At 58.6% G+C, this 21,191-nt stretch carries 20 protein-coding genes and 1 tRNA gene; 4 read left to right on the top strand and 17 right to left on the bottom strand.

All coding sequences use genetic code 11. The annotated features are described in order from the left end of the window. Positions 1 to 29 precede the first annotated feature (29 nt). From DFR37_RS13145 to DFR37_RS13135, 3 genes are all read left to right on the top strand, one after another. Complete coding sequence (locus DFR37_RS13145; RefSeq protein WP_113933772.1) at positions 30 to 1,409, top strand: L-serine ammonia-lyase; 1,380 nt, start codon at positions 30 to 32, stop codon at positions 1,407 to 1,409. Between the two features lie 120 nt (positions 1,410 to 1,529). After that, on the top strand, positions 1,530 to 2,072 hold the full coding sequence (locus tag DFR37_RS13140) for a DUF2569 family protein (RefSeq protein WP_113933771.1): 543 nt from the start codon (positions 1,530 to 1,532) through the stop codon (positions 2,070 to 2,072). Positions 2,073 to 2,133: 61 nt separating this feature from the next. Next, the gene (locus DFR37_RS13135) at positions 2,134 to 3,687 is read left to right on the top strand and encodes a serine hydrolase (protein WP_242341837.1); all 1,554 of its coding nucleotides are present in this window, start codon (positions 2,134 to 2,136) and stop codon (positions 3,685 to 3,687) included. A gap of 32 nt (positions 3,688 to 3,719) precedes the next feature. On the opposite strand, the gene DFR37_RS13130 is transcribed toward DFR37_RS13135, so the two are convergent. The 3 genes from DFR37_RS13130 to DFR37_RS13120 all read right to left on the bottom strand — a co-directional run bounded on the left by DFR37_RS13130 (position 3,720) and on the right by DFR37_RS13120 (position 4,932). After that, complete coding sequence (locus DFR37_RS13130; RefSeq protein WP_113933770.1) at positions 3,720 to 4,142, bottom strand: J517_1871 family lipoprotein; 423 nt, start codon at positions 4,140 to 4,142, stop codon at positions 3,720 to 3,722. Between the two features lie 108 nt (positions 4,143 to 4,250). After that, positions 4,251 to 4,550: a hypothetical protein gene (locus DFR37_RS13125; protein ID WP_113933769.1), complete on the bottom strand. Its 300-nt coding sequence runs from the start codon at positions 4,548 to 4,550 to the stop codon at positions 4,251 to 4,253. A 306-nt stretch (positions 4,551 to 4,856) separates the two neighbouring features. After that, positions 4,857 to 4,932 (bottom strand) — tRNA-His (locus tag DFR37_RS13120). Positions 4,933 to 5,143: 211 nt separating this feature from the next. On the opposite strand from DFR37_RS13120, the gene cls reads away from it, so the two are divergent. Continuing rightward, complete coding sequence (gene cls / locus DFR37_RS13115; protein ID WP_242341835.1) at positions 5,144 to 6,595, top strand: cardiolipin synthase; 1,452 nt, start codon at positions 5,144 to 5,146, stop codon at positions 6,593 to 6,595. Between the two features lie 27 nt (positions 6,596 to 6,622). Here the strand turns inward: cls and DFR37_RS13110 are convergent, their stop codons facing one another. The 14 genes from DFR37_RS13110 to dmpH all read right to left on the bottom strand — a co-directional run bounded on the left by DFR37_RS13110 (position 6,623) and on the right by dmpH (position 21,179). Continuing rightward, positions 6,623 to 8,185, bottom strand: coding sequence for a malonate--CoA ligase (locus DFR37_RS13110; RefSeq protein WP_113933767.1), 1,563 nt, complete (start codon positions 8,183 to 8,185; stop codon positions 6,623 to 6,625). Between the two features lie 209 nt (positions 8,186 to 8,394). Beyond that, positions 8,395 to 8,607, bottom strand: coding sequence for a hypothetical protein (locus DFR37_RS13105; RefSeq protein ID WP_113933766.1), 213 nt, complete (start codon positions 8,605 to 8,607; stop codon positions 8,395 to 8,397). 274 nt (positions 8,608 to 8,881) lie between these two features. Beyond that, positions 8,882 to 9,592, bottom strand: a complete 711-nt coding sequence (gene bioD, locus DFR37_RS13100; protein WP_113933765.1) for a dethiobiotin synthase — start codon at positions 9,590 to 9,592, stop codon at positions 8,882 to 8,884. After that, a complete protein-coding gene (gene bioF / locus DFR37_RS13095) occupies positions 9,589 to 10,782 on the bottom strand; it encodes an 8-amino-7-oxononanoate synthase (protein ID WP_242341844.1) in 1,194 nt (397 codons plus the stop codon). Before bioF ends, bioD begins: the two co-directional genes overlap by 4 nt. Before the next feature lie 131 nt (positions 10,783 to 10,913). After that, entirely contained in the window at positions 10,914 to 12,251 is a 1,338-nt protein-coding gene (bioA, locus tag DFR37_RS13090; RefSeq protein ID WP_113933810.1) for an adenosylmethionine--8-amino-7-oxononanoate transaminase, read from the bottom strand. A 94-nt stretch (positions 12,252 to 12,345) separates the two neighbouring features. Continuing rightward, complete coding sequence (locus DFR37_RS13085; RefSeq protein WP_242341834.1) at positions 12,346 to 13,212, bottom strand: alpha/beta hydrolase; 867 nt, start codon at positions 13,210 to 13,212, stop codon at positions 12,346 to 12,348. Positions 13,213 to 13,444: 232 nt separating this feature from the next. Beyond that, complete coding sequence (locus DFR37_RS13080) at positions 13,445 to 14,143, bottom strand: ABC transporter ATP-binding protein (RefSeq protein ID WP_113933763.1); 699 nt, start codon at positions 14,141 to 14,143, stop codon at positions 13,445 to 13,447. A gap of 60 nt (positions 14,144 to 14,203) precedes the next feature. Beyond that, positions 14,204 to 14,971, bottom strand: a complete 768-nt coding sequence (locus tag DFR37_RS13075; protein ID WP_180148074.1) for an ABC transporter ATP-binding protein — start codon at positions 14,969 to 14,971, stop codon at positions 14,204 to 14,206. Then, entirely contained in the window at positions 14,968 to 15,966 is a 999-nt protein-coding gene (locus tag DFR37_RS13070) for a branched-chain amino acid ABC transporter permease (RefSeq protein WP_113933762.1), read from the bottom strand. Before DFR37_RS13070 ends, DFR37_RS13075 begins: the two co-directional genes overlap by 4 nt. Before the next feature lie 31 nt (positions 15,967 to 15,997). Then, complete coding sequence (locus tag DFR37_RS13065; protein WP_113933761.1) at positions 15,998 to 16,918, bottom strand: branched-chain amino acid ABC transporter permease; 921 nt, start codon at positions 16,916 to 16,918, stop codon at positions 15,998 to 16,000. Between the two features lie 161 nt (positions 16,919 to 17,079). Further along, the gene (locus DFR37_RS13060) at positions 17,080 to 18,243 is read right to left on the bottom strand and encodes an ABC transporter substrate-binding protein (RefSeq protein ID WP_113933760.1); all 1,164 of its coding nucleotides are present in this window, start codon (positions 18,241 to 18,243) and stop codon (positions 17,080 to 17,082) included. A 116-nt stretch (positions 18,244 to 18,359) separates the two neighbouring features. Then, the gene (dmpG, locus tag DFR37_RS13055; RefSeq protein ID WP_113933759.1) at positions 18,360 to 19,385 is read right to left on the bottom strand and encodes a 4-hydroxy-2-oxovalerate aldolase; all 1,026 of its coding nucleotides are present in this window, start codon (positions 19,383 to 19,385) and stop codon (positions 18,360 to 18,362) included. A gap of 17 nt (positions 19,386 to 19,402) precedes the next feature. Further along, a complete protein-coding gene (locus tag DFR37_RS13050; protein WP_113933758.1) occupies positions 19,403 to 20,350 on the bottom strand; it encodes an acetaldehyde dehydrogenase (acetylating) in 948 nt (315 codons plus the stop codon). Between the two features lie 40 nt (positions 20,351 to 20,390). Next, positions 20,391 to 21,179, bottom strand: coding sequence for a 2-oxo-3-hexenedioate decarboxylase (gene dmpH / locus DFR37_RS13045; RefSeq protein ID WP_113933757.1), 789 nt, complete (start codon positions 21,177 to 21,179; stop codon positions 20,391 to 20,393). Between the last annotated feature and the right edge of the window lie 12 nt (positions 21,180 to 21,191).

The following is a 21,191-nucleotide window of genomic DNA, read 5'->3' as shown; positions in this document are numbered from 1 at the left end:
CCGGCTTCGCCACACAAGAGGGGCTCCTCATGGCAATCAGCGTATTCGACTTGTTCAAAATTGGAATTGGCCCGTCAAGCTCCCACACGGTGGGTCCTATGCGCGCTGCTCGCCTGTTTGCCGCCCAATTGCACGAAAACGGCCTACTCGCCCAGGTCGAGCGTATCCGCGTCGTGCTGTACGGCTCCTTGGGCGCCACGGGCAAGGGGCACGCCAGCGACCACGCCATCATGCTGGGCCTGGAAGGCTATGCGCCCGACACGGTCGATATCGACTCCATACCGGAAAGACTTGTCGATATCCGCGCTTGCAAAAAGCTGATCGTAATGGGCAAGCACCCGATCTACTTCGACGAAGCCGAGGACTTGATCTTCAATTATCGTGAGAATCTGCCGGGCCACGTCAACGGCATGCGCTTTCAGGCCCTTGATGCCAGGCTTGCCGTCGTCGACAGCAAAATCTACTATTCTGTGGGCGGCGGGTTCGTAGTCAGTGAACAAATGCTTGAAACAGGGCTGGCGCCACAGCAAGACGCCGTGCTGCCGCTGCCCTTTCATAGCGCCAGCGAGCTTTTGGCGCACGCACACCAACACAAGTGCTCGGTGGCCCAGATCATGCGGCGCAACGAAAAGCACTGGCGCGACGATGAGCAGATCGACGCCGGTCTTCTGAAGATCTGGCAAACCATGCAAGACTGCATACAGCGTGGCTGCGATACCCAGGGCACATTGCCCGGCGGCCTGCGCGTTGGGCGGCGAGCGGCCGCCCTTTACAACAAACTGCAGCATCCCTCGGATGCGGCCGGCGGCGACCCCTTGCGCATCGTCGACTGGGTCACTCTTTTTGCGTTGGCGGTCAACGAAGAAAACGCCGCCGGCGGCCGAGTCGTTACCGCGCCCACCAATGGCGCGGCCGGCATCGTCCCGGCTGTCCTGCTTTACTACCAGCGCTTCATTCCCGGCGCCACCGACGCGGGCGTCATCGACTTTCTGTTGACCAGTGGCGCAATCGGCCTGCTTTATAAAGAGAATGCCTCGATTTCGGGCGCGGAAGTCGGATGCCAGGGGGAAGTAGGCGTAGCCTGTTCCATGGCGGCCGCGGGCTTGTGCGCCGTATTGGGCGGCACTCCCCAACAAGTAGAAAACGCCGCGGAAATCGGCATGGAGCACCACTTGGGCCTGACCTGCGATCCGGTCAAAGGACTGGTGCAAATACCCTGCATTGAACGCAACGCGGTGGCGGCCGTGCAAGCCATCACCGCCGCCCGCCTTGCCCTGCAAGGCGACGGCGCTCATCACGTCAGCCTGGACCAGGTCATCAAGACCATGCGCGAAACAGGCGCCGACATGATGGGCAAATACAAAGAGACATCGCTGGGCGGGCTTGCGGTGAATATTATCGAGTGCTGAATATCAGCAGGCCTTGTCAGTCGGTCGACTGCCTAGCAGCCGTGCCGCGGGCGGTCCGTGCTATCGTAAGCCTGTTAAGAAACAAAAAGTAAATTCGTCAAGTTCTTGCAGGAAAGCGAAATGGGGACATGGAGTATCTGGCACTTTGCCATCTTTATTATTGTGGCCGTGCTGGCCGCACTGACGGGCAGATCGGCCACTAATATCGGCGACAACGCAGTGGCCAGCCTTAAAGGCTACGGCGGCTGGCTGGTGGTATTTTCAGCCTTTCTTTTGTTCTGGGCTGCGCAGGAACTGGGCGAGTTCTACCGCGTCAAGAGCCAGCTTCAAACGCTGATTCCGTCGGCCATGAACGACCCTACTTACATGACCTACCTTGCCTACGCCAAAGAGCTCGCATGGCTTGAAGCCTTGGTGCTGGTGGCCTGCGCCATTTTGCCAATGATAAAGCGCTACACCGCCTGGGCGGTAAAAGCCATTATCGCCGGCCTTTGGCTGGCCGGTCCCGTGGCCGCTGCAACCGAACTGGCCATGGCCGATTCGTACTTCAGCGACTATATCGTCGAACACGATTATTCCGCGCTGGCGGCCACAATACTTTTTGCGACGACCTGGACGTGTTATTTGCTGATGTCAAGGCGGGTCAAGCAGACGTATTATTAGACAAATTCAGCAACGTTTCGCGGCAAATCCAAAATCAATTTCTTGCTCGACAGGGGTCCATATGCTTGCACGGCTTTTCAAGGTTTTACCTAGCGCCGTGGCTCTCATGGCCCTGACCTCCTGCAGCGACGGGTCGCCTCCTTCGGCCCAGGCCATCGAATCGGCACAAGTGGCAAATGCCGTGGCGCAGCTTGACGCGCTCGTTGCCGATGTCCTTGCCAGATCGGGCATTCCGGGCATGGCGGTTGCCGTAGTGCACCGGGGCAAGACCGTTTACGCCAAAGGCTTCGGAGTGCGCCGGCTCGGAGCGCCCGACCTCATCGATGTCAACACCGTCTTCCAACTGGCGTCGCTATCTAAATCCGTAGGCGCCACGGTGGTAGCGACTCAGGTGGGCAAAGGGATTGTTTCGTGGGACACGCCCGTGGTAAAAAACCTGCCGTGGTTTGCCTTGAAAGACCCAGCCAGCACCGCCCAAGTCACTGTTGGCGATCTCTATGCACACCGTTCGGGACTGCCCGATCATGCGGGCGACGACCTTGAGGACCTGGGGTACGACCGCAGGCAAGTGCTGGAACGTCTGCGCTTTCTGCCGGTTGAGCCTTTGCGCACTCATTATGCTTATACCAACTTCGGATTGACTGCAGCGGCGCAATCCGTTGCCGTGGCTTCGGGCATCGACTGGGAAAGCCTGTCCGACCAGGTGCTTTATCGCCCGCTGGGCATGAACGCCACCAGCTCCCGCTACGCGGACTTCATGGCGCGCTCCGACCGAGCCTATCCGCACATTCGACTCAATGGCGTTTTCCAGCCCGGCCCGCAACGACAGCCCGATCCGCAATCGCCCGCGGGCGGGGTCAGTTCCAGCGTTTCGGACATGGCAAACTGGATGACGCTGGTGCTGCAAGACGGCAAATACCGCGAACAGCAAATCATCCCAGGCGCGGCTCTCGCGCCTGCCATAAGCCCCCAAATGCTTACGATGCCGCCCGCCGCCGAAGGCGACTCCACCGGCTACTATGGCTATGGGTTCAATGTCTCGGTTCCCGCGTCGGGCAGCAATATTCAACTTAGTCACTCCGGTGCATTCATCATGGGCGCGTCCACCAGCTTCGCTCTGCTTCCGTCCGCAGGCACAGGCATCGTCGTCCTGACCAACGCGCTTCCGGTGGGTGCCGCCGAAACAGTAAGCGCCACATACATGGACCTGATCAAGCTTGGCCATAGCAGCCGCGACTGGTTCGAATTTTTCGAGCCCAAGTTCGACGAGATGACCGCAGCGACAGGAAAATTTGCCGGCCAACCTCTACCTGAAAACCCGGTTCCCCCATTGCCGCCGCAAGCCTATATAGGCACCTATGCCAATGACTATTTTGGCGACGCCGAAATTCAGCAACAAGGCGGCGACTTGATTCTTGTTATGGGCCCATCGAAACACACAAAGACGTTGCAGCACTGGTCCGGCAATGTATTCGTGTTCGAACCTGGCGGCGAAATGGCCACGCCCGGTTCGCGCTCCGCCGTAACCTTTGCCATAGCTCCCGGCGGTACGGCACAGAATCTGACTATAGAAATGTACGAAGCAACGGGGTTCGGCACACTGGCACGGCGCTGAAGCGCCGTACCCGGTCCGTACGTCAGGACCGCCTATAGATAGGGTTGCTGCAACCGTTCCCTGCAGTACGGCGAAGCGTTGATAAGGCCGGTATCCCTGGCAAAGCGGATAGTCTGCGAATCAGTAGAGGGTGATGACGGAGTGCCGTCGATGTAGCCATCGGCGTACGTCAATGCCATCTTGGTCCCATCCTGGAAATAAAGCGTGCCGTCGGACAGCTTAAGCTTGCTTACTGAATCCTTCCCGTCACGGGAAGAACAGGATATACCTCGACCGTCTTTATCAATGCGTAGTGTCATTAAGGCGGAGCCGCTGGTTCCGCTCCATAAGCCAGCATAGGGCTTTTCTACTGGCTTTTGCACAACGCTGGAATAGCGGTCGGACGTCATGTTGTCGGCCGGTAAGGTGCAGCCGGCCACGATAAGCGCCACCAAAACTGAAATGAGCAATTTCATACCACCTCCGTCGAAACAGGGTTTACGGAAACTATAGCGTCGGCGTAAAGCAGAAACTTCGCATAGATGCGGGCCCGCGTGCACCAGACGTCGACTAGGGTCGAAGGCTCAGTCCAACTCGACGCCAATCCTGATTACCGGATCAATAATAATTGCTGGCCCACCAGAGCGATACACCGGCTCGCGTTCATAGTACCTGTACTCGGGCTCTTTGCATTTGCGCTTTTCTTTGTACTCCCCGTTTTTCTTATATTCGCGCTTTACCTTGCAATTGCCTTCCCAGTATTCCTGCTTGAATTCGCGCCTGTCTCGATAACCGTAGCCGCCATCATCTTTCCAGGAATCCGCGCCGGCGGAAAACGGCGCCGCCAACAGAGCGCTGACTATAAGCAACTTTTGAATTTTCATGGGCTTGCCCTTCTGAATACGATGCGCTGAGTTTACATAAGCCGATTCAGCGATGGACGAGCATTTATGACCAATCGTTTCCACATGCTGCAGGTGAAGCTTGCCTGCCTCTTCACGGCAATGCCAGCTACAAAACGAGCTCAAGCAAAAACTGCCGCCGTCGCCTATCTACCTATATTTCAGTAAACACAGGCAAGCGTATCGTGGCTTTTCGGGGCCCAGCTTCTAAAGTTTTTATTATTGCTTCTAATTTTCGTATTGCAAAATAGACTGGAATTCGCAATTCATCGAAAATAAAGGAATTTTTGGGGTGACCGATGGGGCTCGAACCCACGACAACCGGAATCACAATCCGGGACTCTACCAACTGAGCTACGGTCACCACTGTTCTTGCCAGGCATTATGCCTCGAAGAAACCGAGATTCTAGCATGAACTTGAAATAAGTTCATGGCGGCGTATTTGGAATCTTGCGGGGCTTCTATATACTTAGCTTGCGCTTGGCTTAAAGCCCGTTTATCCCGCCTTAACTTATTGATTGCCCGGCGGAATGCTTGTTAGCATTCAACGGGCGTTACCGCGAGCCCTGGTATTTATGACGCTGCATATACTATTGCAAGAGTACTGGCCCCACCTTGTCTTCCTGGTTACCGTAAGTGCCAGCGCGGCGGCGGCCGTCCATGCTGCCATGACTAAAAACGACGTGCGCGCCGCCATCAGTTGGGTGGGCGTAGTCATTATGTCGCCGCTGTTCGGGCCGTTTTTATACTTGATAGCCGGGATCAATCGCATCCGGCGCGACCAGATTTCGCAACAGCGCGACAAGTCGCTTAAAGAATATGCCCGGCTGCCGGTGCCCAAAGCCCTGGACATTGCCAGCCATTCCGCGCCACAGTTCGAATCGCTAAGCATACTGGGCGACAAAGTCAGCCACCACCCTTTGCGCAACGGCAATCATATTGTGCTGCTGCAAGGCGGCGATGAAACCTATCCGGCCATGATCCAGGCCATAGACGAGGCCACCAAGTCTATTGCCTTGCAAACCTATATTTTCGATCACGACAGCGAAGGCCAAAAAATCGTCGATGCCTTGACTCGAGCTCAAGAACGCGGGGTCGAGATCCGTGTCCTGATCGATTCTATTGGTTCGAAATATTCGCGTCCGCCCATCATCAAACTGCTGCGCAAGCGGGGTATCCGCACTGCCCTGTTCATGACCAACCCGCTGGGCATGCGCATGCCCTACGCCAATTTACGCAGCCACCGCAAAATCCTGGTCGTCGACGGGCGCATCGGGTTTACGGGAGGCATGAATATCCGCGCCGAATTCGTTACCGCCGTGGCCGGCGAGAAGACCTGCGGCGATACGCACTTCAAAGTGGAAGGTCCCATCGTCCTGCAATTGATTTCGGTTTTTGCGCAGGATTGGGAGTTCACCACCAAGGAGATGCTGCCGTACGACACGTGGTGCTGCGAGACCTGGGACCCGCCCCAGCCTCACGCTCCGGCCCGCTGCATCCGCTCGGGGCCGGACCGGTTCATTGAAAACACGCACAATATGTTGCTGGGCGCGTTTGCCGTGGCGCAAAAGCATATCCGCGTGCAGTCGCCCTACTTTCTGCCGGACGCCACGCTTCTAGGAGCCATCAATACCGCCGCGCGGCGAGGTATAACGGTGGACATCGTCATTCCGGGCAGCAATAATTTGCGCCTGGTGAATTACGCAATGACCGCGCAACTGGATCAGGTCATACGCAACAACTGCCGCGTATGGAGTGCGCGCGGCAATTTCAATCACTCCAAGCTTATAACCATAGATGGGGCCTGGTCATATGTGGGCTCGTCCAACCTGGACCCGCGCAGCCTGCGCCTGAACTTCGAACTGGATATCGAGATTTACAGCCACGACACGGCGCGGACCATAGAACAACTGATCGACGCCGAGATCCGCAACTCGGATCGCATCACTCCCGAAAGCCTTGCCGCCATGCCCTTCAGGAAGCGTTTGCGCAATAGGATCATCTGGCTGGCCAGCCCTTATCTGTAGACGGCAGCACGATGCCATCTCGGGACACTACGCCCATAAACTCTTGTAGTTGTCGCGCAGCATGTTCTTCTGTACTTTGCCCATGGTATTGCGCGGCAACTGGTCGATAAGTTCGATATGCTTGGGCACTTTGAAATTGGCGATCAGCGTTTTCAAACGGGACTGCAACGCGGCAACGTCGATATCCGCCCCGGCCCGAGGCACCAGCACGGCCACTACGGCTTCGCCGAAATCAGGGTGCGGCACGCCGATGACTGCCGACTCGGCAACGCCGGGCATATCGTCGATGATCATTTCAATTTCCTTGGGGTATACATTGAACCCGCCAGAAATAATCAAATCCTTGCTGCGCCCGACTATCGTCAAATAATCGGAAGGAATATCCTGGGTCGGCTCGCCGTCGTTGCTTGACGCCGCCCCCCAATGCCCGACGTCCCCGGTTTTGAACCAGCCGCCGGGCGCGAACTCTTCGCGGGTTTTCTCGGGCATGCGCCAATATCCGGCGAATACATTGGGCCCACGCACCTGCACATTGCCGATTTCGCCGGCGCCAAGCACCGTATTGGCGTCGTCCACTACCCGGGCCTCTACCCCCGGCAAAGCCCGCCCCACTGTGCCGCCAATGCGCCGGCCGGCCGACTCATCGTAAGGATTGGAAGTAAGCATGACGGTTTCGCTCATGCCGTAGCGCTCGAGTATCGTGTGTCCGGTACGCTGCTGAAAGCTGGCGAAGGTCTCGGTCAGCAAAGGCGCCGAACCGGAAATGAACAGGCGCATATTGCGGCAAAGCGGCCGGGTAAAGCGCTCGTCGGCCAGCAAGCGTACGTAATATGTCGGCACACCCATCATGACTGTGCATTCAGGCAGATACCGCAAGGTGTCTTCGACCTGGAATTTGGGCAGCCATATTGTTTTTGCGCCTGCCAGCAAGGCGCCGTGCGACGCCACGAACAAGCCGTGAACATGGAAGATAGGCAGCATATGCAGCAATACGTCGTCGCTGCGCCAGCCCCAGTAGGCCTTCAGGGTTTGGGCATTCGCCGCCAGGTTGCCATGCGACAACATCGCGCCCTTGCTGCGGCCTGTGGTGCCCGAAGTGTAAAGAATGGTGGCCAGGTCGTCTTTGCCGCAAGCCACGGTGGCAAAGCTGCGGGCCTGGCTTTGCGCCATTGCCGGCAAGGAGCCGCTGCCATCCTCTTCCAGGGTCAATACCCGAGCACCGCCGGCATCGCGCGCCAAGGCTTGCATCCATGGCAGGCTGCTTTGCGGGTACACCACGACAGAGGGTTCGGCATCGCTCAAAAAGTACGCCACTTCGGCTTCGCGGTAGGCCGTATTGAGCGGCAGATACACAAGGCCGGCACGCAATGCCGCCAAATACAGCATGAGAGCTTCCGGCGATTTTTCGACTTGCACGGCTATGCGGGCGCCCGCTTCAAGGTTGAAGCTGGCCAACAAGTTGGCATACTGCGCGGACAGCGTTTCTATGTCATTCCATGAATACGATTTGTTGGGCGTCTGGATGGCGACAGAGAAACGGTCGGCGGGAAAACCCGACTCCAGTAATGCATACAAGTTGGCGTTGCTCACGACTCTAGACTCCTGAAATAGCGAATTGCCCATTGGAAAACGCGACCTGGTCGGCGCGCCACTGGCAACTTTACCCTGATTCAAGCCCAGAGAGAAAAGCCCGCCCGGGAAGTCCTTTGAAGAAAGGGGGAAAACGGCAAAAAAGAACCCGAGCGATGCCGGGTTCTTTTTGAACGGCTTGAAAGAGCCGCTATAACGTAGCTATCTATTTATTGCGCCTTGGCTGCGGGCTGTGCAGACTGTTTCGCTGCCGGGGCCTTGGCAGCCGACTTGGCCTTGCTAGCCTTGTGGTGATGCGCCGATTTAGCGTGTGTCGTCTTGGCTTGCTGCGTTCCGGCCGCAAAAGCGGTTGGCGCCAGCGCTACGCCCAGAGACAAGATCGAAGAAGATAAAGCTAGTGCAATACGCGTAGTTTTGGTCATTTAAACGACTCCAATAACAGTTGCCTGGCGGCCTATGCCTCCCGGCGAGAGCCTGCTGATGTGCAAGACTCTGAAGCTAAGAACGGCGCGCACCGATTTAGTTCGGCGCACAGCGCTACGTTTCCGATTCGACTGTAAAAATGAGCAACATGAATGCAAGCTGAAAACGAATGCAAATGCGGGACTGTGCGCAGCCACCGCGTGCTGTTGTTACCTTGCATAACAACGTTGAATTCCAGTTGAAAGATAGATCAAAGCAGCGCCCGCCGCCGGCCTAGGCGCCGGGCCACCCGGGCAACATCGAGAAGTCGGCAAAACCAGCGGCCGCTTTGGCCGACGGCGCGGCCAACCGGGGAATGACGCCCAGCAAAGGCGCCGGCAGCCGGGCCCTTAAAGTATCGACGTTCTCGGCCAGAAACGGCATGTCGGCATCGACGGTGTTGGCCACCCAGCCCGCAAGCGGAAGGCCCCGCTGCGCTATGGCTTCGGCAGTCAGCAAAGCATGGCTGATGCAACCCAGGCGCAGACCCACCACCAGCACTACCGGCAAGGCCAGGCGGGCGGCAAGGTCGGCCGTATCGAACCCCGGCGACAGCGGCACGCGGAACCCGCCCACTCCTTCGACCACCACGGCATCGGCCTGCGCGGCAATGGCGGCATAGCAATCCAGAATGTGCTCGAGCCGCATCTCCACCCCTTCGCGGTGGGCGGCAATGTGGGGCGCAATGGCATCATGGAACAAATATGGGGTAACAAGTTCCAGCGGTAAATCAAGATTGCCCGCCGCGACCAGGCTGTCGACATCCTCGTTGTGCCACTCCCTTTGCACCAGTTGCGTACCTGCGGCGATCGGCTTCATTCCCGCCGCCCGCCCGCCCTTCTGGACCAATGCATACAACAAGGCGCTCGAAACCAGCGTCTTGCCTATTTCAGTATCCGTGCCCGTCACAAAACAGGCAAAGCCCGTTGATGCTTCTTTGCTCATATCGCCCAGCCTTTACCCAATTCATTCAATGCCAATATCAATTGCCGCAGTTCGCCAGCGGTGTGCGCGGCCGACAGTGTGACGCGCAACCTTGCCGTCCCCGGCGGTACAGTAGGGGGCCGGATAGCCGGCACCCACAAGCCCTGGTCCAGCAATCGGGCCGCCACGTTCATGGCGTCCCCATTGGCGCCGACAATGACAGGCTGGATACTGGTGTCGGATTCAAGCAATTGCCAGGGCCGGGAAACCAGTTCGGCCCGCAGGATTTGAATAAGGGACTGCACGTGGGCGCGCCGTTGCGCCCCTTCCGGACTCTCGATAATGTCCAGGCTGGTCAGCAAAGCATGAGTCAGGGCCGGCGCCGAAGCGGTGGTGTAAATATAGGATCTGGCCTTTTGCACCAACCAGTCGACAACGCTGGCATGAGCGGCCACAAAGGCTCCGCTGACCCCGGCCGCCTTGCCCAGGGTGCCCAAATAAATCAGATGTTCGGAGCGAATATTGAAATGCTGCAACACGCCATGGCCTTCGGAACCCATGGTGCCAAAGCCGTGGGCATCGTCGACCACCAGCCAGGCGCCATGACGTTCACATAATTGCAATAGCTGCGGCAACGGAGCCAGGTCGCCATCCATGCTGAAGACACTGTCCGTCACTACCACCTTGGTCGCTGCCGTGCTGGCCGTCAACAACTGCTCCAGCGCCTGTATATCGCCGTGGGCATAGACTTTGACAGTCGCACGCGCAAGGCGCATGCCGTCGATGATCGAGGCGTGGTTCAAGGCTTCCGAAAAGAATTCGGCCTGTCCGTCCATGGCGGCCAGTGCGGTCATGATGCCCAGGTTGGCCATATAGCCGGTACTGAAATACAAGGCACGGGACGAAGGCACGAACGGCGCCAGCCAACCGGCCAGCCGTTCCTCCAGTACCGCGTGAGAGCGGCTGTGCCCGCTGATAAGATGCGACGCCCCGCTACCCGCTCCGTACTTCAAGGCGCCTTCCCGCAGGGCCTCTACAACGCGCCCGTCGGCAGCCAGGCCAAGGTAGTCGTTGCTGCAGAATGCCAGCAAGGGACGACCCTGCACTTGCACCCGCGGGGCGCACGGCGTGTCGGCCTGACGCAAACTGCGGCGCAGGCCGCGCTGCTCCAGCGAGGCCAGTTCACGCTGAATCAACGCCAACGACTTCAGGTTGGAAAATTCCGGCTGCAAGGGCAAGGCCGAAGCTTCCGCGCCATTGCTCGGCGAGGATTTGGGTGATGGGGCAGCATTGCCTTGCTTGGCCTCGCCTGTAGCGGCGGAGTCCGCGCTTTGCTTCGTAGTCATGACAAGTTCAGCACTTCATTCAAAACAGTCAGTGTACGACTGGCAAGGTGCTCGATATCGTCGTCGTCAAGAATATACGGCGGCATCAAATACACCGTATTGCCGATAGGACGAAGCAAAAGCTCGTGCTGCAAGGCGGACGTAAAGTAGCGGCGCGCGAAACCGGACTGCTGTTCCGGGCCATCGAATACCACGTCGAAAGCCCAAATCATGCCCTGGTTGCGAAAGTGCCGCACGCGTGGATGCTTCGCCAGCGGTTGCAATGCCTGGGTCAGCCTGGCAGCCCGCTGACGGTTGACGTTGAGCACATCGTCTTCGGCAAAAATGTCCAAAGTCGCCAACGCGGCCCGGCATGCCAGGGGATTGCCGGTGTAGGAGTGGGAATGCAAAAAACCGCGGGTTACGTCGTTATCGTAAAAAGCCCGGTATATATGTTCGCGCGTCATGACCAGCGACAAGGGCAGGTAGCCTCCGCTTATACCCTTGGATAAACACAAGAAATCGGGCCATACGCCGGCCTGCTCGCAGGCAAAGAAAGTGCCGCTGCGCCCGCAGCCCACGGCGATCTCGTCGGCGATCATGTGCACATCGTAAGCGTCGCATACCCGCCGCAGCTCGGTCAGGTAGAGCGCATCGTACATGGCCATGCCGGCGGCGCACTGGACCAGCGGCTCGACAATGACGGCCGCGATCCGGTCGGCGCGCTCTTGCAGCAGCGCTTCCAGCCCCGCAATTGCCCGGTGGGCGACACCGGCGGCAGTTTCGCCGGGCCGCGCACCGCGAGCGTCGGGCGACGGCGCGATATGCGCCTGGCGCAGCAAAGGCCCATAAGCGTCTTTGAACAAAGCCACATCGGTCACGCCCAGGGCGCCAACGGTTTCGCCGTGATAGCTGTCCTTGAGGCAGACGAATTCCTGCTTTTGCTCGCGGCCGCTGTTGCGCCAGAAATGAAAGCTCATTTTCAAGGCTATCTCGACCGCCGAAGCTCCGTCGGAAGCATAAAAACAGTGACCCAGCACATTCTGGGCAAGCGTGGACAAGCGTTCCGAGAGCTGGACCACCGGCTCGTGGGTGAAGCCGGCCAGCATGGCATGCTCGAGGCGATCCAGTTGATCTTTAAGCTGGGCGTTGATGCGGGGGTTGGCGTGGCCGAAAAGATTGACCCACCAGGAGCTGATGCCGTCCAGATAACGGCGGCCTTCGTGGTCGTACAGCCAGGCGCCGCGCCCATGGCTTACCGCAACCAGCGGCATGGTTTCATGATGCTGCATTTGCGTGCACGGATGCCAGACGCTGCGCAGACTGCGTGCAACCCAGTCGGACGAGACGGGCACTGCCGTGTGCCCGGGAACAAGACTACTTTGCTTGGCCTTGCCTTGAAAGGCGGGACTCGCACTTTGCTTCGTGGTCAAAACGACTCCAGATTGTTCAGTTGCTGATAGCCTTGACGATGGTCTGGCTATAGATCGATGCCGGATCGCCCAGCAGATCCAACACCGTGAAGTGATGGGTATCCGGCACGCTGTAATGCGCTACCACCGCCTGCCCCCACGACTGCGCCAGCGCTGCCGCCTGCAGATGGAACTGTTCGGTTTCGTTTTCACCTACAAACGTGTGCACGCGAGTAGTCTTGGGAGCTGCCTTGGCAATCGGGCTTAGCGCTTCGGCGCGAGCGGCATCCAGTCCCAATGCATTGTTAATGGACGACGGCACCAAAGGCGGCACATCGTACACGCCGCTAATCCCAAACACATGCTCAAATACCGGCAAATCATCGTTCGCCTCGTCAGAGGCGGCCATCATGGTGACGAGATGACCGCCAGCCGAATGGCCCATCAGGGAAATACGCCGTGGATTCACGGAAAGATGCTCGGCATTGTCTCGCAGCCACCTCAGGGCGTTGCGCACCTCGACAACCATGTCTTCGATGCGCGCAGCGGGCGCAAGCGAATAATTGATGACCGCGACACTGATACCGGCCTGAATATAGGGCGCGGCAATAAAGCCTACATCCGCCTTGTCGCCGCCCTGCCAATATCCGCCATGAACAAAAACAAGCAAGGGCGTGTTGTTTGCCGGGGCTCGATAAAAGTCCAGATTTTGCAGTGCTTGATCGCCATAGGCAATATCGACCGCGGGGCGCTGCTTCAGCAGCAGCTCGCGGCTTGCACTTTGCCATCCCTGCAGCACCTGCGGAAAATCGGGAAAGGCGACTCGCAAGTTATAGCCCGCTTCACTGTCCTGCGGCGGGCACTGCACGCGCCCCTGCATAACGCCGTCCATACTATTCGACATAAACCTGCCTCCAGATGATAGTTTCAATTATTGCCGGCCGAGCGCGGCAGCGCTGCCAGCGGCTCCGGCTTCAAATCGCCAATTCTATTTGCGCAAGACAATATAATCCATAACCGCCAGCTTACGCTGGCGAGTTGAGTCTGCGGTACTTGAAGAGGGACTTCCGGCCAAGGGACTGAGTTTTGCGGCCTAAGCCCGGCCGGCTGGACGAGATGGGCGCCTTGACGCGCGCTCAAACGCCAACGTAACGGTCTACCAGATCGGGACGGGCGGCAAGCTCCGGCGAGCTGCCCCGCCAAACCGTAACGCCTTTATCCAGTATGAAATTGTAATCGGCCAGACGCAACAAGGCCTTGGTGTTCTTGTCGATCACAATCATGGACAGGCCTTCGTTCTTAAGCTCCTGCAGCACCTTCCAGATTTCGGCGCGGACAATAGGCGCCAAACCTTCGGTCGCCTCGTCCAACACCAGCAGACGGGGATTCGTCATCAGGGCGCGGCCTATGGCCAGCATCTGCTGCTCGCCGCCCGACAGCTGCGTGCCCAGGTTTTGCCGACGCTCTTGCAGTCGTGGGAAGAACTTGTAGATGCGCTCCAGCGTCCACTGCCCGTGAGCTGCCGAGCGCGAGGCCGTGGCAATGAGGTTTTCTTCGACGCTAAGGGTGGGAAATATCTGGCGCCCTTCGGGCACCAGCGATATACCCATACGGCCGATGCGGTACGAAGCCAGGCCATTAAGGCGCTGATTATCGAACTGTATGGTTCCGCCAACGACCGGCAGCAAGCCGAACAGGCATTTGATGACTGTCGTGCGTCCCATGCCGTTGCGCCCGATCAGGCCCACGACCTGCCCCGCCCCGACCTCCAGGTCGACATTGAACAAGGCTTGCGATGCGCCGTATTTGGCCGCCAGGTTTTGAATGGAAAGCATGCTCGAATCCTATGGTTTTGTTTCGGCCGGTCGCCGCCGCCCTCTGCATTCACGCCTGGATCAGGCGTCCTCATCGTCGCCAAGATATGCGCGCCGCACCTCGGGGTGATTGCGTATCTCGTCGACTGTGCCGGTTGCGACGATGCTGCCGTACACCAGAACGCTGATGCGGTCGGCCAACGAGAACACGGCATTCATATCGTGCTCGACCAGCAGAATCGTGTACTTGCCTTTAAGCGAGGCCAGCATCTGGATGGCCGCCGCGCCTTCCGCCGCACTCATTCCCGCCATGGGTTCGTCCAGCAACAAAATGCGGGGGTCGGCGGCCAGCGCCATGGCAATTTCAAGTTGCCGGCGTTGCCCATAAGCCAGGCTGTCGGCCGTGACGTCCTTGACTTCGTCCAGATGGCAATCCTCGATGACGCGGCGGGCGCGCTCGGCGACATCGCCATAGGCGGTAAGCGGCTTCCAGACGGCAAACCCCACACCCTGCTTGCGCCGAGCCGCCAGGCAGACGTTTTCGAATACAGTGAATGCATCAAAGACCGAGGTGATCTGGTATGAACGCAGCAGGCCCAACCCCACGCGCTGCTGAATGGCCTGCGCAGTAACGTCGGTCTGGCCAATGAAAATCCGGCCTTCGTGGACAGGCAATTCGCCCGTCAAGAGGTTGATAAGCGTGGTCTTGCCGGCGCCATTGGGCCCGATAATGGCGCGCAATTCGCCAGGTTCAATATCAAACGACACATCGTTGGTGGCCTTGAGGCCTCCGAAGTATCTGACCAGGCCTTGCGTGCGCAAGGCAAGCGGAAGCATAGCGGTATTCATCGGGTTTCCCTTGCCAAGCGGCGCTCGTTGACAAGCTCGGCCTTGTTCAGGGCGGGCTTGGGGCGATTGAAATACACTTTGAGCCAGGAAAACTGGTTCCTGCCCAACAAGGCGATCAGCACGATTACCGGTCCCATGACCAGCATCCAGTGCGTCGTCCAGCCTTTAAGGATTTCTTCCAGCAACAAAAAGGCAATGGCGCCAATGATGGGGCCGGTCACCAGCCCAATGCCGCCTATCACCACCATCACGATAAGCTCGCCCGAAACATGCCAGGCTATATAGCTGGGCGAGGCAAACGACGTAAGATTGGCCAGCAAGAAACCAGCAAAGCCCGTAATGACGCCGGAAAGCACGTAGGCCGCCAGTTGCACCCAGAATACCGAATAGCCGAAGGCGTCCACCCGGCGCGGATTGATATGCGTGGCGCGCAGCACCATGCCAAAGGGCGAATTCCGAAAGCGCAAGAGGAAAACGACCAATGCCAGCAGCAATGCCCAGGCCGCCCAGTAAACTTCGTTGCTGCCGCCAAGCTGAAACAGGCCGAAGTCGCTGGGCTCGTAGATATTCAGGCCGTCGTCGCCGCCGAACTCGGTAAGGCTGATCATCAAGAAATAGAACATCTGCGAAAAAGCCAGCGTAATCATGATGAAACCTATGCCGGACGTGCGCAGGCACACGGTGCCGACCACAAGCGCTACAACGACGCATACGGCAATGGTCGCCAGCAACTGTATCCAGCCGCTGCTGATTCCGTAATGGCTCAGTATGCCGACCGCATAGCAGCCCAGGCCGATAAACATGGCATGGCCGAAACTGACCAGTCCGGCCAGCCCCAGAACGACATTGAGCGCACAGGCTGCCAGCGCGTATACCAGCACGCGCGCAAAGAAGGTCACGTAAAACGGCTCATCCAGCGCATGAGCGACGAATGGTATGCAGGCCAGCACTAAGAAAAGAAATGCAATCCATAGGGCGGATTTGTTTTTAAACATGGTCGAGTTCCTTTATCAAGGCTTGCCGCGATCAGCGTTTGGCGGAACTCATGATGCCGTGCGGCTTGAACGCCAGCACAAAGGCCATGAGAATATAGATGAGCATGGAGGCCAGCGCCGTTCCGGTCGTGTTGGCGGCCGCCGGAGCCAGGACCAACCCAAGCAAATGAGGCAGATAAGCACGACCCAGGGTGTCGATGATGGCGATGATGATGGCGGCCAGCAGCGCACCGCGGATCGAGCCGATACCTCCGACCACAATAACCACAAGGGCCAGAATCAAGACCGGATCGCCCATGCCGGACTGCACCGACAGTATCGGACCCGCCAGCGTGCCCGCCAGGCCGCTCAATGCAGCCCCCAACATGAACAGCGACTTTTTCAATAGGTCGATATTGACTCCCAGCACGCCCACCATCGACGAACTGGTGGCGCCCGCCCGGGTCAGCATGCCGAAGCGCGTTCTCTGAATAAGAAACCAGGCGCCGAAGGCGACGAGCACGCCGACGACAATAATCAGCAAGCGATAAATCGGATACTCAGCTCCGAACATCATGACGGATCCCCTGATGACCTCGGGAATCTCGACAAAGTAAGGCCGATTGCCCCAGATGACGATGGCCAGCTCATTGAAGAACATCATCAGCCCGAACGTGGCCAGCACTTGATACAAGTGATCGTAGCGATATAGCGGCCTGGCCACCAGGTGCTCGATGATCAAGCCCACGGCAGCAGCCGAAGCCATGGCGGCCGCGATGGAAAAAAGGAAGGAACCGCTGGCGTTATAGGTGGCCGCGCCCACAAAGGCGCCGATCATATACAAAGACCCGTGCGCCAGGTTGATGAAATTCATGATGCCGAAGATCAGGGTCAAGCCCGACGACAGCAAAAACAACAGCACGCCAAGCTGCAAGCCATTGAGCAACTGCGACAGAAACAAGGAACTATTCATGCATCCATTCCATATCGTTTAAAAGTGCGCGCGCCGCAGCCCGGCTGCGCGCACACTGGCTTCACTATTCCATTTCCGGATTGCACGTGAATGCAAAGGTCGGACGCAGACGCCGATTTCATGCCTCTACGTCGGCAAGCCCACGGTTGGCAAAGCCAGAGTTACATCTTGCACTGGCCTACGTATGCGTCCTGATGATCGGTGAACACCGTGGCCAGCTTCTTGACGGCGATGCCGTCGCCCTCTTTCACCGCCTTGAACGCATACACGTTCTGGATGGGCATATTGTTGGTGTTGAAGGCGAACTTGCCGCGCACCGTCGGGAACTTCGAACCCATCTCCTTGACCGTGGCCACGAAAGCCTTGCGGTCGGAAACATCGCCCTTGAGCTTGCGCACCGAGGCATCCAGAAGATAGGCCGCATCGTAGGCGTTGGCGGCGTATTCGGACGGCGTACGCCCGTATTTGTCCTGGAACGCCTTGACGAACTTCGTGTTCTGGGCGTTGTCCAGAATGGGAGCCCAGGTGGCCCCGTATATAGAACCATCGGCCTGGGTCTTGAGAGCGGCCAGCGTGTTGGAGTCGATTGCGCCTTCGGAGAAGAACGGCAATTTGCCCATCAGACCAGCCTGGCCCAACTGGCGTACAAAGTTGATGCCCAGTCCGCCCGGATAAAAGACGAACAGCGCTTCAGGATTGGCCGCCTGCAGAGTGGAAATTTCGGCGGAATAATCCAACTGCCCGAGGGGGGTATAGGCTTCCTTGACGATAGTGCCCTTGTAATAGCGCTTGAATCCGCCCAGCTTGTCCTTGCCGGCCTGGTAGCTTGGCGCCATCAAGTAGGCGCTCTTGAGCCCCAGGTCCTGCACATACTGGCCCATGGCTTCGGACATGGTGTCGTTCTGCCAGGCCATGACGAACAAGTTGTTCGAACAAAGCTTGCCGGCAATCGGCGCCGGCCCGGCATTGGTGGAAATAGCCACCACGCCCGATTCTTTAATGCGGCGCAGTTCGGCCATCAGCACATTCGAAAAGCCCAGGCCCACTATGGCATCGACCTTGTCGCGCTCCAGGAACTTTTGCATGATCTGCGCACCGACATCGGGCTTGAGCTGGTCGTCTTCGCTGACCACATTGACCTTCTGGTCGCCGAACTTGCCGCCCAGTTGTTCAACCGCCAGCATGAAACCGTCGTGCTGATCCTGCCCAATCACCGCCTGGGGGCCAGAAAGCACCCCCGAAAACCCGACGGTTACGTCGGCCTGGGCCGTTGCGGCGGCCAGCAAGGATCCGGCGATAAAAGCCGCTCCAGTAATTTTTTTCATAATGTCTCCTGTGGTTTTTGTTTAAGCCTGCGGCTTCGTTTGAACCTGCGGTTCTTGAAACTTGCGATTTTTTACATGCTGCGCTTTTATTTTGAACTTCAGCCTGCTATTCCCGGTTACGCCTGAACCGACTGCTTTTGCAGTAGGTCCAGGGCCACGTCGACGATCATGTCTTCCTGGCCTCCGACCATCCGGCGCCTTCCCAGTTCGACCAGAATGTCCACCGTCTTGAGGCCGTATTTCGCGCCCGCCGCCTCGGCATGCCGCAGGAAGCTGGAATACACGCCCGCATAGCCCAGGGCCAGGGTTTCGCGATCGACCCGTACCGGACGGTCCTGCAACGGCCGCACGATGTCGTCGGCCGCGTCCATAAGCTTGTATAGATCGCAACCGTGGTTCCAGCCCAGGCGCTCGGCCGCGGCAATGAATACCTCCAGCGGCGCATTGCCTGCGCCCGCGCCCATGCCGGCCAGGCTGGCGTCGACACGGTCGCAGCCTTCTTCGACCGCAATGATGGAGTTGGCAACGCCCAGCGATAAATTGTGATGCGCGTGGATGCCGGTTTCGGTCTCGGGCTTGAGCAGGTCTTTGAAGGCGCGGAAGCGGTCGCGCACGTCGTTCATGTTCAAGGCGCCGCCCGAATCGACCACGTACACGCAAGTCGCGCCGTAGCTTTCCATAAGCTTGGCCTGCTGCGCCAGCTTGGCCGGTTCGTTCATGTGGCTCATCATCAGGAAGCCCACGGTATCCATGCCCAGCTCGCGCGCATACTCGATGTGCTGCTTTGAAATATCGGCTTCGGTGCAATGCGTCGCAATGCGCACGACGCGCGCGCCGGCATCGTAGGCGGCACGCAAATCATGCACCGTACCTACCCCCGGCAGCAATAAGGTCGTGACCTTGGCATGCTGCACAGTTTCAGCCACGGCTGCAATCCATTCAAGGTCGGTATGCGCGCCAAAACCATAGTTGAAGCTGGAACCGGCCAGGCCGTCGCCATGCGCGACCTCGATCGAGTCGACCTTCGCCTCGTCCAGCGCCTTGGCGATTTGCTTGACGTTGGCAATGCTGTACTGATGGCGGATGGCATGGCTGCCGTCGCGCAAGGTCACATCGGATATATATAGTTTCTTGGTGTTCATTGAATTCTCCATGTTCCTTACGCCACCACGTCGCTCAGGCGCGTTGCCGCCAGGCGCTCGGCACACGCCAGCGCGGCCGAAGTCATGATGTCCAGATTGCCCGCATAGGCCGGCAGATAGTGCGCCGCGCCCTCTACCTCCAGAAACACCGAAGTTTTCAGGCCGGTGACTTTGCCCAGTCCCGGCACATTCAAGGGGCGGCTTTCGTCGAACAAGTCGAACTGCACTTCCTGCTTGAGCCGATAGCCCGGAACGTAGCGCTGCACCGAGGCCACCATCTCTTTGATGCTGGCCTCGATGGCCGCCTGGTCGCCCGGCTCGGAAAGCGTGAATACCGTATCGCGCATGATCAGCGGCGGCTCGGCCGGGTTCAGCACAATAATGGCTTTGCCTCGCGTGGCCCCGCCCAGCACCTGGATTGCCTTGGATGTGGTCTCGGTGAACTCGTCGATATTGGCACGCGTGCCCGGCCCCGCCGAACGGCTGGAAATCGAAGCGACGATCTCGGCGTAATGCACCTTGGCCACGCGCGACACGGCCTTGACGATGGGGATGGTGGCCTGTCCGCCGCAAGTGACCATATTGATGTTCGGCGCATCCAGCTTCTCGTCCAGATTGATGGCTGGAATGACGTACGGGCCGATCGCCGCCGGCGTCAAGTCGATGACCTGCACGCCATGCTGCTGAAGGACCGCGTTGTGATGCGCATGCGCGCCGGCCGAAGTTGCATCGAACACAATGCGGATGTCCTCGAATCCCGGCAACGCAAGCAGGCCCTCGATGCCGTTGGAGACGGCCGTGACCCCCATGCGCTCCGCCCGCGCCAAGCCGTCCGAGGCCGGGTCGATTCCCACCATGGCGCTCATTTCCACCCGTTCGCCGTGGCGCAGGACCTTGATCATCAAGTCCGTGCCGATATTGCCCGACCCGATGATCGCTACTTTTACTTTACCGTTCTGAGTCATGATTTTTCCTTTACCCGAGCCGTCTTCCTGCACCGCGCCTTCAAACGAAGCGCAGCGATACCGAACCCAGGTGCTGATACCGCACATTGATAACGTCGCCCTTCGCCACCGCCACCGCTTCGGTCACGCCGCCCGTCAAGATAAGCGTGCCGGCGGGTATTTCTTCGCCGCGCGCGCCCAGCATATTGGCCAGCATGGCAACGCTTTGCGCAGGATGCCCCAACACCGCCGCGCCCGACGCGGTCGCCACCACCTCGCCGTTTTTCTCCATGACCACGCCCAGGTTCTTCAGGTCCAGTCCTATGGCATTGCCGCCGCTGCCGCCCACGACGTAGCGCGCAGCCGACGTGTTGTCGGCAATAACGCTTTTAAGGTCGAACTTGAAGTCCAGGTAGCGCGAGTCGATCACTTCCAGTGCTGGAACCACGAAATCGGTTGCCGCCAGCACTGCGCCGATATGGCAGCCCGGCCCTGACAGTGCGCGCTTGGTCACGAAGGCGATTTCGGCCTCGACCTTGGGATGGATCAGCCCGGACATTTCGCATTCGCCGCCGTCGGCGACCATGCCATAATCGGTAAGGAAGCCGCGCACGGGGTCGACCACCCCCATTTGCTTCATCTTGGCGTGCGAGGTCAGGCCCATTTTCAGGCCTGCAATGCGAACGCCGCGCGCCAGCTTGATGCCCCGCAAGGCATCCTGGATGGCATAGGCATCGTCCCAATCAAGATCGGGATATGCATCGGTGATCTTGACCACCTCTTTATGCTGCGTCTCCGCCTCGTCCAGATGTACCGCCAGTTTCTGTATAGTTGTTGCGTCGAGTGCCATGTCCCTTCCCGT

The organism is Eoetvoesiella caeni, assembly GCF_003315175.1.
GTDB lineage: Bacteria > Pseudomonadota > Gammaproteobacteria > Burkholderiales > Burkholderiaceae_B > Eoetvoesia > Eoetvoesia caeni.
This window is presented reverse-complemented; position numbering and strand designations above follow the sequence as displayed.